This window comes from Bilophila sp. 4_1_30, assembly GCF_000224655.1.
GTDB lineage: Bacteria > Desulfobacterota > Desulfovibrionia > Desulfovibrionales > Desulfovibrionaceae > Bilophila > Bilophila wadsworthia.
In genome coordinates, this window is record NZ_JH114233.1 from 514797 (window position 1) to 529879 (window position 15083).

The window sequence follows — 15083 nt, forward strand, 5'->3', positions numbered from 1 at the left end:
TTCATCTTTTTGTATAGTCCGCTTTGACGGGATAACCGAGGAAGGGAGTTAGCCCCGACGCGCTTTGAAACGGTGTGGGGCCATTGAGGAAGAGGAACTTTTCCGAAGAGAAATTGCGGAGCCTCTCATTCAGCCTCTTAAAAGGCTTTGTCTGGAATCCCTGCTACGCATTCCAACGCGGGTTGTCCTTGGAAGGAGGCATGTTCAGAATGAACTTCCCCGCGCATGGGGCTCCTCAGGCGCAGGACGCCTTGAGCGCCTTGTAATCGGTCTTTCCGGTTCCAAGAACCGGGATAGACGCCAGCTTTTGTACACGGGCGACCGCGAACAACCCGGAAAGGCGCGCGGCCCGCAAGGCCGCATTGGCTTCTTCCCGGGTAATGTCGAGCGTAGTGAACAGGACAATGGCTCCGTCCTCTCCGCTTTCAACCGCAAGCGCGGGGCCCTGTTCGCCGGATTCTTCGGAACTTCCCCCGCCGAAAGCCGCCGCAAGCACGCTCTCGATCTGCGGGAGTGAAATCATCTCACCGCCGACCTTGACGAAACGCTTCAGGCGTCCACGGAAGGTCAGGCACCCGTCGGCAGCCTCGCTCACCAGATCCCCGGTGCGGTACCATTCCGTACCCTCAAAAGCCACAAAGGGTTGCTTGTCCGCATCCACGCCCATATACCCGCCGAAGACGTTGGGGCCGGACACCAGCAGCATACCTGTTTCGCCGGGAGCCACGCGGCGCGGTTCCCCTTCCGCAGAAACGACGGCAACCCTCACGGACGGCAGCGGCTGGCCGATGGTGCCGGGGAGGACGCTTTCGGGACGGTTCACACTGATGAGAGGGGAACATTCCGTCACCCCGTAGCCTTCGCACAGGACGCCGCCGGGAGCGGCCTCGGCAAAGGCCGCATACACGCTGTCGGGGCACTTCTCCGCTCCCACGAACCCGAGGCGCAGGGAAGCGAGATCCCCCGGGCGGGCCTTCCGCAACATGCCGTCAAGGAACGTGGGCGGAGCCACGGTGATCGTGGGCTTCCAGCGTCGGGTCAGGGCCGCAAGCCGCGCCCCTTCGGTGGGATTCGCGTGGTAGACGGCGGGCAGGCCGAAAGCCAGCGGCAAGGCGATGTTCCCGGTCAGCCCGAGGGAATGGAACGGCGGAAGCATGGACAACATACTGTCGTGCGACGTGATCTTGAGCACGGCGGCGATGTCCCGGCAGTTTGCAAGGATGTTCATATGGGTGAGCGGTACGGCCTTCGGCAGCGCCTCGGAACCCGAGGTGAACAGGATCGCCGCCGTTTCCGGCACGCGGCGCGGGATGACGGCCTCCCCAAGGCCGGGAATACCCAGCAGGCGAGACTTGAAGAACGCGCCGAGCTTCACCGGGAGCGAAAGGCGCTTCGCGTCTTCAAGCGCCACCCAGACATCGGCATGTTCGCCGACGGGGAACCCTTGCCCCGAAAGCTTGTCCAACAGGCGGGACGAAGTGAAGACGCGGCGCACGCCCGTCGCTTCAAGGCCGTGGGAAAAGTTGGCCGCCCCGCTCGTCCAATTGCACATCACGGGCGTCTTTCCGGCCATGAGCGCCCCAAGCCACGCGAGCACGGCTGCGGCCGAAGCGGGCAGCATGATGCCGACGCGCTCCGCGTCCCCCGCTTTTGCCTTGATGAAGGACGCCAGCGCAAAAGCCCGCATGATCATATCCCGCGCCGAGAGTGCGGCGGCGCCGTCGGCAAGCATAAGCCGCGAGGGAGCGCGCATGGCCTGCCGGAATGCCGTCTCCACCAGATTCCGTCCGTCCGGGACCGAAAGGGTACTCGCCTCGCCTGTGGGGAACCACGCGGCGGGCGGCTCGGCGGCTTCCCCGGCCGAGCCGAGCAACCCCGCCGCCGCGAGGATACAATCCCCTGCCGTGCGCAGCGCTTCAAGCTGCTCGATGGGCTGGCCGGAAACCTCCTCCAGCCGTACGCTGACATTGATGAGCGACAAACTGTCGATCCCCAGATCCGCGGCGAGCGTCGCCGTATCTTCGATAACCTCCACCCCGCTCTCTTCCCGCAGGATAGCCAATACTCTTTCCCTGATGGCCTTTGGTACGTCCGCCAAGGCAGCCCCGTCCGGGGTTTGCATTACGGGCGCGGGCAGTTCCTTCGGCGTGGAACCGAGCAGGAAATGATACGGCACAGCGAGCGCGGGCGTCATGTCCGCATTGTAGAAGGTTTCCAGCGCTTCGTTGAGCGTGCGCAGCCCATCGGCCTGTCCGGGCAATTCCGGTTCCGATACCGATATCCGCACCCGTCGGCGCGGCATAAAGAATATGCCGTTGAGCAGCAGTTCGAACACGCCCCGGGCCAATCCCTTGAGGATATCCGGAGCCGTACCCCGCGCCCAGCTGAACGAGCTTCCCCAGAGGCCAGTCGTCCTGACGAGTACCAGCCGTACATCCGGAACCAGCCCGCGCAAACTGTATACCCCCCGATTGCCGCCGAGCCGTTCCCGGCCCGTACGGGTAAGCCCCCCGGCGGGATAGAGAAGGACATTCCCGCCCGAGCGCAGGACTCCGGCCACGCGTTCCAACGCCTCATGCACCCCGCTCTCCGCCGTGCGTCCCTCCCGGCGCAGATCCGGTATGGAAATGGTTCCGATCAATCGGGTCAGCGTGCGGATCACCGGCTGTTCGACTTGGCGTTCATCCCCGAGGGGCCTCGGCGCAAAGCCCGCAAGGCTCGTGTAGACAAGCGCTGGGTCGATAAGTGCCGGATGGTTGGGCAGGAACAGAATCGGACGCCCATCGTCGCGGGCGCGCACGGCTTCAAGCCCTTCCACCTCTATCGTATAGCGCAGCCGCAACAGCCCGCGGACAAACGCCAGCAGCGCCCGAAAACCGGGACCATGCGCAACCGGGGGCAAGGACGAAGCCGCCGGGACTGGCTCCGAAAACAGTTCTTCAGGGTTTTGATGCCGCCCGAAACCACGCATCACGGCCAGAAACACACAGGCAACGCCCAAGCTGAGAATGCCGAGGACCACATGCCCGTGCGAGGGCCGCAACAATGACAGAGGCAGATACAGTTGGCCCGCAAGCAGAATGCCGGTGAAAGAAAGGCAGTTGTCGAGCCCGAGGATGCGCCCCTTGTCCGTGGCGGCGGGACGGACTTGGATAAAGCTGGTGATCGGGATGAGGTAGAGCCCGCCGCACGTCCCGGCAAGCGCGTACAGCCCGAACAGCAATGGAAGCCGGAGCGCGGGATCGGCAGCGGCGACGAACGGCACAAGACACAGCAGGACGCCGATGCCCATGATCGCCGGGACCAGCAGCATGCGCCAGCTTTCGGGCGTGCCTCTGGCGGCGAGCAGCGAGCCCGCGCAGATGCCGACCATCAGGGCTACGGGCAGGAAACTGGTCGCCGTATAGGACAGGCCGAGTTCCGCGCCCCCAAGGTTATTGATCTCGAGCAACAGCAGGGTCGAGAGGAAATAGAAGAACGCTTCCGCCCAGATGACAAGGTGCAGCGGGCCATCCTTGCGGAGAGTGCGCAGGAAGCGGAAGGAATCGATGACCGCCGACCACGGGAAAGGGTTGCGGCTTCCGGCTCCCGGGTACGCGGGAATGAAGGCCGTACTCACAAGCCCCCCGGCCGCGACGGTCACGGCCAATATCGCCACCAGCCAGCGGCCGAAGGGGTAAGCCGTTTCGATCCATGCCTGATCCAGCGCGATCCCGGCGAGGAACACCCCGAACAGGATGGACGCCGTGGTCCCGAGCTTGAACAAGGCGTTGATGCGGGGGACCTGGCTGACGGGAAACAGTTCGGGGATGGAACCGTTGAGCGCCGGGCTGAACAGCGTGGAGCTCAGGCCCATGCAGAAGGTCATGGCGAGCATCCAGTTCCAGTCGAGCGTCACCATGCCCCACGCTCCCGCCAGCATAGCCGCGAGTTCCAGCGTCTTCGCGCAGATGACGAGGCTTTTCTTGGCGAAACGGTCGGCAAGCCAGCCGCTCCATGCGGAGAAGAGCACGAACGGCAGCGCGAACAGGAACGTCACCTGCGACTGGAACACCGCGTTACCCGTGGTCACGGCAAGGAGCAGGCCGGCCTGCTTGAAGAAGTTGTCGTTGAAAGTCCCAAGGGCATAGCTGGTCCCGAGGGCAAGCGCCTGATATTTCCGATTCCCGCTGTCGGTACTCATGGAACGTCTCCAAAAAGGTGTGTCATTGCGCCGCTTCGGTCGCGGCAAGCAGTTCGTCGGCGTACGTCTTGACCTGTCCAAGCGCATGGACGGCACAGGCAAGGTTGAGCGTGTACGAAAGAGCCCGCCCGTGCTTGTGCGGGATCAACAATCCCGCCTGCTCCAAGACTTTGAGGTGGTGCACCACTGCCGAACGGCTCAGCGGCAAGATGTCCACGAAGGTTTTCAGTTCGATGGATTCCCCCGGCTCAAAGAGCAGCAGGATCGTTTGCCGTGTCCCATCCCCCAGCGCTGAAAAAACTTCAGCGATGGCGGTCCATTCCTGAGGCAGTCCGTTGAGGTAGTGTGTGTTCATAACTAAATAACTAGTTTTTTAGTTATAATAAGTCAAGCATTTTCTCCCTCACGTGCGTTTTTCTCACATATACGCTTGGAGGATTGTATTTTTATCTTTTTATTATACACTATTAGCTGGTTTCTGTTCCAACGGGTGCCTTCCGCTTCCTCTGAACAGGCCTTCACGATGTTCAAGAAACGATTTGTAACGCTATCGACAGAAACGGCGGCACACCGTATAAAAAATCTGGAACGCGATCAAAAAATACTTCAAAAAACGCGCATCCACCCTGCCCTCCTCCGGGCAGGATCGAATATGCAAAGAGGCGGTCTGCCATGAAAATAGGATTGGCACTGGGGAGCGGCTCCGCACGGGGCTGGTCGCATATAGGCATCATTGAAGCACTCGCGGAGCTGGACATCCACCCCGAAATCGTGTGCGGGACGTCCATCGGTTCGATTGTGGGCGCGGCGTACGCCACCGGAAACCTTGGTCGGCTGAAGCAGCGCGTGTGCGCGCTGACCAAACTCAATACGGCGTCGTACTTCAATTTCAGCATGTCCATCGATGGGTTTGTGAATAAGGAAAAACTCCGTGCCTTCTTCGCGGACTGTGTGACCCCGCCGGGTATGCTCATCGAAGATCTGCCCGTGCGCTATGCCTCCGTCGCCACGGAGGTGAGCACCGGCAGGGAATACTGGCTGAAGAAAGGCCCGCTTGAAGAAGCGATCTGGTCTTCCATCTCCCTTCCCGGTTTGTTCCCGCCCGTCTTTTATCATGACCGCTGGCTGTTTGACGGCGGGCTGGTCAATCCCGTGCCCATTTCCGTTTGCCGCGCGCTTGGGGCGGACATCGTCCTCGCCGTCAACCTGAACGGCGAGCTCATCGGGCGGCACTCCGCCAAGAAAAAGCCGAAAGAAAATAAAGAGGGCGAGGGAGATTTCGTGGAACGTATCGCCATGACCATCAGGCAGTACGGCACCACGCTGTTCGGCGAAAACGAATCCCCCGCACACCACCCGCCGAGCGTCTTCGGCACCATCGCCAGTGCCGTGGACATCGTGCAGGACAGGATCACCCGGAGCCGCATGGCCGGAGATCCTCCAGACATCTTTTTGACGCCGAGGCTCGCCCATGTCGGGCTGCTGGAATTCTACAAGGCCGAAGAGGTCATCAACGAAGGGAAGGCGTGCGTCAGCAGGGCGTTCCCGGCGCTTGAAACACTCTTGCATAGAGACTTCGGCCACGTGCACCAAGGCGATTGACATGACGGCCGATCCGGGTGAAAGGCAAGGCATGGGACATCCTATCCCGCCATGCAGCAACACCGAGGCCGTCATCTCAAGAGTTCCCCATGCCCACAGTTTTTTCCCACCCCGCACCCGTGCTCGCGTTGGCGGCACTCCTGAGCGGACGGGTTTCCACCCGGATGCTGCTCTTCGGCATCCTGTGCGCCGTTTTGCCGGATGCCGACGTCATCGGCTTCCGGTTCGGCATCAGCTATGCCGACGCGTTCGGGCACCGGGGGTTTTCCCATTCCTTCGTGTTTGCCTTGCTCATGGGCTGTATCGGCTTCGGAGTGTCCCCGCTGTTCCTGCGCGGTTCACGCCTCATGGGATTCACCGTCGGCTTTCTGGCCGTCTCAAGCCATATCCTGCTGGACGCCATGACCAACGGCGGGCTCGGCGTAGCGGCGCTCTGGCCCTTCGACCAAACCCGGTACTTCTGCGACTGGCGCCCTATCCGGGTTTCGCCGTTCGGCCTCAAGGCCCTCCTGTCGCAACGGGGGCTCGCCGTCATGCTCTCAGAATTACGCTGGGTATGGGCTCCGTGTTTGGCTGTCATAGCCGCCGCCTTGTTTTTCAGGAAGAAACCTATGCGCGCCATCCCCCGGAAATAACACCTATTCCGTTATGGAGAATCTCCCAAAATGGAATCATGCTCATAGCCATGATAACTTGTGGAACTCTCTCCATAAGGAAGCTCAACGCCATAAAAAGGGGATGCCCCATACGGAGCATCCCCGACCAGCGCCGTGCCGGGACTACCGATAAAACGGGAACACGGCGTTCGCCTTCCCCATACCTGCAGGGAAAGCCTTCTGGCCAAAACAACCCTGAAAACCTCTCAAAACCGTCTTGCCGAGAATACGGTGCCGGAGAGGGGCCGGGGTACGAATCATCACAGCGTAAAGCGCGGAGTCTCGGCGGTCAGCTTATGGATGGCCGTTTTGGCTCCAGTGAAGCGGCGGAGCAGCCCGGCGACTTCTTCGGCGGCCTGTTCGGCGGTCGCCAAGGGCAGAGGCGGCATCGCGTCCACATTGATCACCGCATTCGTGGTTTCGGGCATCAGTTTACTGCGGTTGCCGTTCTTCCAGCACCATGCCCGGCAGAACACATCTTTCGTCGCCGTATCGTAATAGATGACTTCGCCGGTCTGCGGGTGCTCCAGCACGTCGGGCTGACCGAGCGGCACATAGTTTTCGGTACCGTCCGCAATGCCGAGGCGCAGATCGCCCTTGATGACGTTCCGGTCGTCGCCCCCGCACGGCAACAAATATTTCAGGCTGATGCAGTTGAAGATCGCCACCAGCGGATTGATGAACGGAAGAGGTTTCCCCGAACGGCAGCGCTTGACGAGGTTGATCACGGACGGCGGGTTCTTCTTGGGTTTGATGCCCATGCCTGAGAAGGCCTCGGCCCATGTTTCCAGCACCGGGACATGCCAGAAATCCTCCAGATCATCACGGCGCACGCCTTCCTCACACTGGGCCAGCAGTTCGGCAAGCTCAGGGATTTCCCGGGTGTTGTCCACGCCTTCGGCAACCACAACCATCCGTGCATATCCCGGAAAACGTTCAAAAACAGCCTGTTCGATCTCATACAGCATGACGCTACCTCGGTAACGGCTTCCGCAGACGCGAAGGCCCGAAATAGGTGGTGGCCCACGTCAGGGCCAGGACAAAAATCGCCGCAAAAATGCTCGCCGCGATGTTCCAAGGCCAAGGGGCGGACAAGGACAGGCGCATGATCAGCGTCCCGATCACGAAGCCGGAGTTGCGGAACACGGCGTGAAAATCGGGCATGAACCGCTGCGAAATGAGCACCAGCGCGATGTCCGCGAAGATCAGGATGGTATAGATGGTTTCAAAGAAGTCAGCGTCATTGCCGGTCTGTACGAACAATATCAAATCCCGGACGGCAATGCCTACGAAGAGCAGGAACAGCACGAGCGAGATGAGCTTCTTCGACATGACGTACCGCATCTGTTCTTCTGGATTGGTGATATAATTCTGATGGGTACGGAGCTGATAATAAAAACCGAGGCAAATGAAGATGATCAGCGCGCCCAGCCCCGCAGAGGCGATGTGCACCACCGGCTCGATGCCTGATGTGAGGCTGACCGGCTCGGGGAGCTTGGATAATTCTTTAAAAGCGTCCCGGAGCAGGATGAGGGCCATGACTTCAAACTGCTTGCCGAGCGATTTGGAAAGCGATCCGGAAATGGTCAGGATAAGCTCCATCACCTCCATGCCGAGGATAAGCGTGAAAGCCAGATGGATCGCCTGAAAGTGGCTCATGGGCGTAATATGCTCCAGCCACGGAGGCAGCACCCCCTGCCGGTTGGCCTCGATACCCAGAAGCCCCGCAAGATAAATGAAGAAGATCAGAGTAGCGAACGCACGCTGCGTACGCCTGTGATCCCATAACTGATGGACAGCATCAAACAGATGGGTAATCGGTTCGCATTTCTCTATCACGGTTTACGCCTTCATTCCGGTCGGTTGTCGGAAGGGATGCGACTCGTCATCCGGGTCTCCCTCGCTGCACGGCGGCTCATAGCCGGCCCGTTCCGACATTCCGGGCAGAACGCCCGGCAAGCCTGTCCTCTTGTTCCCACTCCCTCATAAGCGGAACCCCTCTTTCCCGCCGTATGTCTCCGCATGGGCGGAACCTCCCTCGACCGGAATTTGCTCTACAAACGCTCTATGCAGACAACAAGGGAATACATTCGCACAGGCTCCCTAGCCCAAGGCTCTTCCCTTGTCAATCAGGAATCATTTTCAGTTTCTAACCCGGCACAGACTTTGGTTCTATACTGATCCCATTGTAAAAAGGATACTTCTCTCCAACAGGGTAGAGGAGCTGACTTTCATATGTCTTTTGATACAAGTCAATACATACTGAATCACTGACGAGCCCCCTTACCGCCCATCGGCACTGCGACCGGATTTCTTTTTCCGGAGAGCAGGAATCCATACGGCAAACGCATCGCCACCGATATGGCTTATCATTCCGAATCCTGAACAAGAACCATTGATGAACACTCTCCGTATCTTGTAAAGGATAATTTTTTTACCGCGTTGAGCAACAAAAAAGGGAAGGCCGAAGCCTTCCCTTCAGGGCAGAGGGACATCCGTTTACTTGTAGGAGGGTATGGGCTTCTTGATGAGCTTCAGGAACTTGTCCGTGGCGTAGGAGCCGTCTTCCACCTTCTTCAGTTCATCCTTGTTGATGCTGCCGATTTCGGCGAAGAATCTGGCCATTTCGCTCTGCCAGTACTGCGCTTTGCTCTGGCCCTTGGAGGCATCGAACATGGCGAGCTGTTCATCCAGGTTGGCGACGGGATGCGTCTGGAGATCAAGCAGGGACAGTTCGGCGGAGTAGTCCTTGCCCGCCCATTCCATGAAGAAGCGCTGGTATTCGGGGACGAGGGATTCCAGCGGCTCCTTCTGGAGCATGTTGGCGGCACGCAGGTAAATGGACAGGAATTTGGCGGTCACGTCGGGATGCGCGTCGGCGTACTTGCGATCGGCCACAAGCACACAGGGGCTCGCAAGTTTGCACAGCTTGGGGTTGCCCGCGAGCACCCAACCCTTGGCCTCACCCACGTAGGCATGGGGAGCCCACAGGACAGCACCGTCACCAATGCCGTTTTCGAATGCACTAAGCGCCTGCGCCTGATCCATATTCTTGATTACGATGTCTTTTTCGGTAAGCCCGAGGACGCGCAGCCACACGCTGAGCGCATAGTGGGCGGACGACACCGTGGTGGTCAGGAACGTCTTGCCCTTCACGGTTTCGGGGCTGCCGAGGACGTCAGGATAATCCTTGTTCCAACCCTTCACCTTGGCGATGGGGCTGTCGGGGCGGACAAGGACACGGTTGATGAGCGCTTCCTCGTTGGCGTTGCCGATCACATACGTATTGTAACGGAGCGCGCCCATCATGGCGGGCACGGCCCCCATACCGGCGAATACCCATTCACCGGCGGGAAGCGCATTCAAAATCGCCATGCCGGAGCCGAAATACAGGATTTCAATGTCCAGCCCGACTTCCTTATCCCAGCCTTTTTCCTTGGCATACCAGATGAGGAAGGTTTCATGTTCGTCCATCCACGCGGTACGGACCTTGGTCAGGGGAGCGGAAAAGGCCGGCGCGCTTATGGCAAGGCAGAGCAACAGGGCGATACAGCAACTGAAAAACTTTCTGAGGCGCATACGTTTCTCCTGATGACAAAAATTCTGGTGAACGCGACTCGTGCCGTCAGTTCGGAAGAGGTCACCTCCTTTGTGAGTGTTCCTGGCCCGGATTTGTCCGTGGCTACATGGCACAGCGGGCATAAGGAACCGCTGTTAGGTCTTTTAATTATTTTATTTCAATATGTTGTTTAATTACGACAGAAACAAATCTGATATTTATATATTTTTAGTGAAATATTTTAAAATCAAAATTATTTAAGATATTTTTCGTTATTTTTTCATTTTTATTAATAAAAACAAAATATTATTAGTATTCAATGAAAAATTAAAAACACAAGAACAGTATTTGCACAACAGTACTTTTATTTTTAGTATCATTGTGTAATTTAATATGAATCATTTTATTTGGATGTATCAGATAGCCAGTCTGTTTGTCTAGTGATATATTAGATAAAACTTTGTAGGGACCTCGAACGAACCAAATGTTTTTCGTATCCATATTAAAGAACATACAAAATTTTTTCTTCCCGTGTCTACTTCTGTATCGAAAAAGCCTCTCCGTAACATACTTTCATTTCTCAGAAATATGTCTTTAAAAACTCAATATACTTTTAATTATCAGATGGTTGTACAGAAAAGCTTCTCCACTCATCGGAACGCTTTTCCCTTCCTGAAAACGCCCTTCTTTCACAAGCAATCGATTACAACCATTCGGCCCTCCCTTTTGCCCACAAAAAAAGGGCAGCCTCGAAAGGCTACCCTTCTTTATGGAAAAGGGAGGACCACCGCCTAGTTCGGCAGCCTCCCCATTGGGGCTATGCCGTCGGGCAATCCCCCCTCAGGAGCATCACCAGCCTTGTGATGACCATACCACAGAAAACCACCGTCCACGCCCCCAGCGCCACGTACACGAAGACTTCCGGCAATGGCAACAGGAATTCCAGATTCAGGGACTTCGCCAGCATGGCCGTACATGCGGTGTACATCCCCAATGGGAACACCATGCCCCAGTATTCCGGAGTGTAGGCCGCCGGGTATTGTTTCACGCTGTGCCGCCAGAACCCGAGCAGAAAAAGCATCGGGATCCAGAAGGTCGCCGTGGCCCACGCCATGAGCGTCAGCCCTTTGATGAACGGGAAAAACTCCATCAACAGCGGCGATGCGCCCGGATGCGACAACAGTTCCGCGCCCGCCAGCGTCGTAATCGCCACGGCCCCGGCGTTGATCCAGTAGGTCGGGCTGAGCTGCGCCGGTTCCAGATCCTTGAACGCAAACCGGTAAAAAACCATCGTGATCACGAACAAGTACAACATGAATCCAAGCAGAAACAGCGCCGTGAACGCAAAGAAGGCGATTTCCTTGTCCCAGGGCATATGATCGATGAGGATGCAGCCGAGGATCACAATGGCCTGCGTGCTCACGGTGGCGACCAGCCACGCGCCGTTAATGCCTTTTTCCAGCGGCGGCTTGGGTTCGTCGGAGAACACGAAGTAGAATACGCCCCACAAAATCACGATCCACAGGCCGCTCCCTATCCAGAACAGCGCCTCGCCCATAGCCGGATCTTTGCCGAGCAGCACGAACTGGTTGCCCAGAATGCATATTCCCGCCACCACCGTCAGGAAGCCCGGCCCCGCGCCGTGGCTCCTGAAATCTTGGATGAACCGTTTCGGAAACACGAACAGCCGGATGATGTACAGGATCGCCAGCCCCACGCACAGCGCCGCGTTAAGCCAAAACAGCAGGCGTGCGCCGATGGGATAATCCAGCAGGTGCAGGGCCACGGACACGATGCCCGTGGACATGACCATTGCGAAGTTGGCGGGGGCCTGCGCTTCCAGCATGGTCAAAAAACGCCCGCCGACAGTGTTCTTAAAGTCCGGCATACCGCCTCCGATAGATCTGGAACGGACGCAGCGCGTATGTGACCGGCACGCTGAAGATGTGCACCAGCCTGCTGAACGGAATCAGCGCGAACAACGTAAACGCACTCACCACATGGATTTGCAGGAACAGCGGCACCGTTTCCATCAGAACCACATCTGGCCGGAAGACGACAAGGCTCCTCAGCCACGGTCCAACGGTCACAAATACCGGAAAATGCGCCACATACGCCTGATAAAACCCGGTACAGCCGTTGATCAGAATAAGCAGCACCACCAGCACGTCCATAGGAACGGTCGTGGCCCAGACATGCTCGTTCGTGATTCTCCGCCACAGCAGGATGCCGAGGCCCACCACAACCAGCGGAGCCAGAATCATGCCCATGCCCACTGCAACCACGGTATGGGCTTCTATTGAGATCCGCAGGGCGTGCATCACTCTATCGGGCGTGAGCAGGCCCACAATATGCCCAAAGAAAGACAAGATGATCGCATAGTGGAAAATGATTGATCCCCGGCGCAACCACGTCTTTTCAAAAATCTCGCTGGAACGCGCGTTCCAGTCGCCCGGAGCCGTCACGTACCGGAACGCCAGCCCCGCCAGCAGCAACGTTATGCAGATGTATGGATAGTACGCAAAGAAAAAATGCATATGACCTCCTTAAGAATACCTCCCGGCGTATGGGGCCATCGCCCATACCCGCCCGGAGGGAATGTTTTCCGACCGATGGGAAATGACTCTACAAATCCTCTCTATCCAATATATTGCGAATATATTGGAACGGCTGTAACCGGAACGGACCTCCGCAATTCCCCCATCAGCCGGAAACTTTGCGAAGAAAGGTGGAGGGAGGGAAACCGCACGGGCAAGCCCTACGCCCCAAAACGTTTCCTCCTCTTCCCCCGATATCCTCTCCCCACCTAAACTTGCTCCAAACGCTTCGCGGGAAGGCGTTGATCCGGGGCGAGGCCGAGAACCGCGACGATCGGCCGGAACAGAGAGACATAGGAGCTGTCGGGATGCCGGGCCTCAAGAGCGGCATAAATGCCGATAAGTTCCTTGCCGAACCCGTCGAGCAGCACCACACGAGCCCAGTCAGGCGCAGCCGAGAAGAACTCGAGCACCAGCGGCAGATAATCCGGCAGCAAGCCTTGTACGGGCTCAAAGCCCGCGTCGCGGTACAATTCGTTCAGGCCCGCCAGCGCGCGCCCAAGCCGGGGATCGTCCCCGTAGCGGTGCCATGCAAGGGACAGGCTGCACTTGCTGTCCATGTCGAAAATGGCGACGTGCTCTTCGCGCAATCTAGAAAGCCCTTTCGAGCGGGCCGACCGGATGAACTCCCGCAGCGGGCACGCCCGGACCACGGACAGCAAATCGCACAGTTCCTCAAACGAGCGCGCCTGAACGAAAAAATCGTCCTCGGGGTAATGCAGCAGCCCAGACACGGCGAGCAGAAGCTGACGATCGGAATCGTTCATGTCCTTTCCTCCATTTCACCCTGCGCCAGACCTTCCGAGCCTTTCATGGCCCAGACATCATCGTGATTTTCACGTCCCGAGGTCGGAACCACAAACCGGTCCTCATAGCGGGCAATGGCAAGAAGATGATACATCTCGGCAGCCTGTTCCGGCGTCAGACCGGCATCGGCCAATACTCCCGACGTATCGGGATGCTCGCGCAGGGACGGGAACGGCGCGGAAGCCGTGGACTGGAATTGACCGTCCCGCATGTGGCGGCGCATGGCGAGCAGACGGGAAAGCGCCGAGCGCACCGGCTCCTCATCGCCCGCCGCCAGCAGGTTGGCGAGGTAGCGGACGGGAATCCGCATCCGGTCAAGCCCCTTGGCGTCTTCAACGCCGCCCGAGACGAGCGGGCTGGTCGGCGGCACGTACCACACCATCGGCAAGGTCCGGAATTCGGGATGCAGCGGCAGGGCCAGCTTCCAATCCACCACCAGTTTGCGGATGGGAGAACGCCGGGCCGCTTCCATGACATGCCACGAAATGCCCTTGCGTTCGGCTTCGCGGCAGACGGCGGGATCGTTGGGATTGAGGAACACTTCAAGCTGTGACTGATACAGCCCCTGTGGCTGGGGATGAGAGGCGGCCTCGCGCACCCGGTCGGCATCGTACAGCATGACGCCCACGTACCGGATGCGGCCCACGCAGCTATGCGCGCACAGGGTCGGCTCGCCCGCTTCGATGCGCGGATAGCAGAACAGGCACTTTTCCGAGCGGTGCGTCTTCCAGTTGAAGTACACCTTCTTGTACGGGCACCCCGATACGCAGTAGCGCCACCCGCGGCAACGGGACTGGTCCACCAGCACGATCCCGTCTTCGTCTCGCTTGTACATGGCCCCGGACGGACAGGACGCCACGCACGCGGGATTCAGGCAGTGCTCGCACAGGCGCGGCAGGTGCATCATGAATACGTTCTTGAAATCAAGATACGCCTTGGCTTCGAGCCCCGCGAAGTTGCGGTCGGAAAGCCCGGTGACGGGCGCTCCGCCGAGGTCGTCCTCCCAGTTGCTGCCCCACTGCGGGTTGAACGCCTTTCCCGTAACCGCCGAATGGGGACGGGCCACGGGCTGATGCCGCGAAGCCGGGCTGTCCGTCAGCCGTTCGTAATCGTATTTCCACGGCTCATAGTAGTCGTCGAGGGCCGGCAGATCCGGGTTCGCAAAGATATTTGCCAACTTCTCGGTCTTGCCGCCCGCCCGCAGATGGAGCTTGCCGTCCCTGATTTCCCAGCCGCCCTTGTAACGGTCCTGATTTTCCCATTCTTTGGGATAGCCTACGCCGGGCTTGGTTTCCACGTTATTGAACCACATGTATTCCGTGCCGGGGGCCGTGGTCCACGCGTTCTTGCACGGGATGCTGCACGTGTGGCACGCGAGGCACTTGTCCAAGTTCAGCACCATGCCCATTTGCACCTTGATATTCATACGCACATCCTTTTAAGGGGAGAAAGCGCCGGGGGAGAGACCTTTCTTCAAAAAGATCCTCCCCCAGCCCCCTCCCCAAAGACTTTCGACTGATGGGGAGGGGACACCGAAGCTTTCCCGCCGCTGTTCGCTTGTTGATCCGCGTCTTCGGAAAAACGTATTTCCTGAGCACTCTTGATGCCGTTTTCCTTCTTCCTCCAACACTGTTCCCGCACTCCCTGCAAACAGGGATTCGATAAACACAAAAGCCCTA

Annotated in this window: 11 protein-coding genes; 2 read left to right on the top strand and 9 right to left on the bottom strand. The window is 58.4% G+C overall.

Annotated features, from left to right (window positions below; all coding sequences use genetic code 11):
- Nucleotides 1-235: 235 nt before the first annotated feature.
- On the bottom strand, nucleotides 236-4183 hold the full coding sequence (locus tag HMPREF0178_RS14165; RefSeq protein WP_009368724.1) for an MFS transporter: 3948 nt from the start codon (nucleotides 4181-4183) through the stop codon (nucleotides 236-238).
- A 22-nt stretch (nucleotides 4184-4205) separates the two neighbouring features.
- Entirely contained in the window at nucleotides 4206-4538 is a 333-nt protein-coding gene (locus HMPREF0178_RS14170; protein WP_005024422.1) for a helix-turn-helix transcriptional regulator, read from the bottom strand.
- 317 nt (nucleotides 4539-4855) lie between these two features.
- Here HMPREF0178_RS14170 and HMPREF0178_RS14175 point away from each other — a divergent pair, with 317 nt between their 5' ends.
- Together HMPREF0178_RS14175 and HMPREF0178_RS14180 are read left to right on the top strand one after the other, a co-directional pair.
- A complete protein-coding gene (locus HMPREF0178_RS14175) occupies nucleotides 4856-5785 on the top strand; it encodes a patatin-like phospholipase family protein (RefSeq protein WP_009368725.1) in 930 nt (309 codons plus the stop codon).
- Nucleotides 5786-5874: 89 nt separating this feature from the next.
- Nucleotides 5875-6420 carry a metal-dependent hydrolase gene (locus tag HMPREF0178_RS14180; protein WP_009368726.1) on the top strand — a complete coding sequence of 182 codons (546 nt, stop codon included), beginning with the start codon at nucleotides 5875-5877 and terminating at the stop codon, nucleotides 6418-6420.
- Nucleotides 6421-6701: 281 nt separating this feature from the next.
- Here the strand turns inward: HMPREF0178_RS14180 and HMPREF0178_RS14185 are convergent, their stop codons facing one another.
- The 7 genes from HMPREF0178_RS14185 to narH all read right to left on the bottom strand — a co-directional run bounded on the left by HMPREF0178_RS14185 (nucleotide 6702) and on the right by narH (nucleotide 14830).
- Nucleotides 6702-7409 carry a B3/4 domain-containing protein gene (locus HMPREF0178_RS14185; protein ID WP_009368727.1) on the bottom strand — a complete coding sequence of 236 codons (708 nt, stop codon included), beginning with the start codon at nucleotides 7407-7409 and terminating at the stop codon, nucleotides 6702-6704.
- A 4-nt stretch (nucleotides 7410-7413) separates the two neighbouring features.
- The gene (locus tag HMPREF0178_RS14190; RefSeq protein WP_009368728.1) at nucleotides 7414-8280 is read right to left on the bottom strand and encodes a hypothetical protein; all 867 of its coding nucleotides are present in this window, start codon (nucleotides 8278-8280) and stop codon (nucleotides 7414-7416) included.
- A gap of 660 nt (nucleotides 8281-8940) precedes the next feature.
- Nucleotides 8941-10020, bottom strand: a complete 1080-nt coding sequence (locus tag HMPREF0178_RS14195; RefSeq protein ID WP_009368729.1) for an ABC transporter substrate-binding protein — start codon at nucleotides 10018-10020, stop codon at nucleotides 8941-8943.
- 797 nt (nucleotides 10021-10817) lie between these two features.
- On the bottom strand, nucleotides 10818-11888 hold the full coding sequence (locus tag HMPREF0178_RS14200) for a tellurite resistance/C4-dicarboxylate transporter family protein (RefSeq protein ID WP_009368730.1): 1071 nt from the start codon (nucleotides 11886-11888) through the stop codon (nucleotides 10818-10820).
- Nucleotides 11875-12537: a respiratory nitrate reductase subunit gamma gene (gene narI / locus HMPREF0178_RS14205; protein ID WP_009368731.1), complete on the bottom strand. Its 663-nt coding sequence runs from the start codon at nucleotides 12535-12537 to the stop codon at nucleotides 11875-11877. The genes HMPREF0178_RS14200 and narI overlap by 14 nt, the downstream gene beginning before the upstream one ends.
- Nucleotides 12538-12806: 269 nt before the next feature.
- The gene (narJ, locus tag HMPREF0178_RS14210) at nucleotides 12807-13364 is read right to left on the bottom strand and encodes a nitrate reductase molybdenum cofactor assembly chaperone (protein WP_009368732.1); all 558 of its coding nucleotides are present in this window, start codon (nucleotides 13362-13364) and stop codon (nucleotides 12807-12809) included.
- The gene (gene narH / locus HMPREF0178_RS14215) at nucleotides 13361-14830 is read right to left on the bottom strand and encodes a nitrate reductase subunit beta (protein WP_009368733.1); all 1470 of its coding nucleotides are present in this window, start codon (nucleotides 14828-14830) and stop codon (nucleotides 13361-13363) included. Before narH ends, narJ begins: the two co-directional genes overlap by 4 nt.
- Nucleotides 14831-15083: the final 253 nt, after the last annotated feature.

Coding starts and splice junctions, on each gene's coding strand:
- HMPREF0178_RS14165 (WP_009368724.1), bottom strand. CDS start 4,183: ATGAGTACCGACAGCGGGAATCGGAAATATCAGGCGCTTGCCCTCGGG.
- HMPREF0178_RS14170 (WP_005024422.1), bottom strand. CDS start 4,538: ATGAACACACACTACCTCAACGGACTGCCTCAGGAATGGACCGCCATC.
- HMPREF0178_RS14175 (WP_009368725.1), top strand. CDS start 4,856: ATGAAAATAGGATTGGCACTGGGGAGCGGCTCCGCACGGGGCTGGTCG.
- HMPREF0178_RS14180 (WP_009368726.1), top strand. CDS start 5,875: ATGCCCACAGTTTTTTCCCACCCCGCACCCGTGCTCGCGTTGGCGGCA.
- HMPREF0178_RS14185 (WP_009368727.1), bottom strand. CDS start 7,409: ATGCTGTATGAGATCGAACAGGCTGTTTTTGAACGTTTTCCGGGATAT.
- HMPREF0178_RS14195 (WP_009368729.1), bottom strand. CDS start 10,020: ATGCGCCTCAGAAAGTTTTTCAGTTGCTGTATCGCCCTGTTGCTCTGC.
- HMPREF0178_RS14200 (WP_009368730.1), bottom strand. CDS start 11,888: ATGCCGGACTTTAAGAACACTGTCGGCGGGCGTTTTTTGACCATGCTG.
- narI (WP_009368731.1), bottom strand. CDS start 12,537: ATGCATTTTTTCTTTGCGTACTATCCATACATCTGCATAACGTTGCTG.
- narJ (WP_009368732.1), bottom strand. CDS start 13,364: ATGAACGATTCCGATCGTCAGCTTCTGCTCGCCGTGTCTGGGCTGCTG.
- narH (WP_009368733.1), bottom strand. CDS start 14,830: ATGAATATCAAGGTGCAAATGGGCATGGTGCTGAACTTGGACAAGTGC.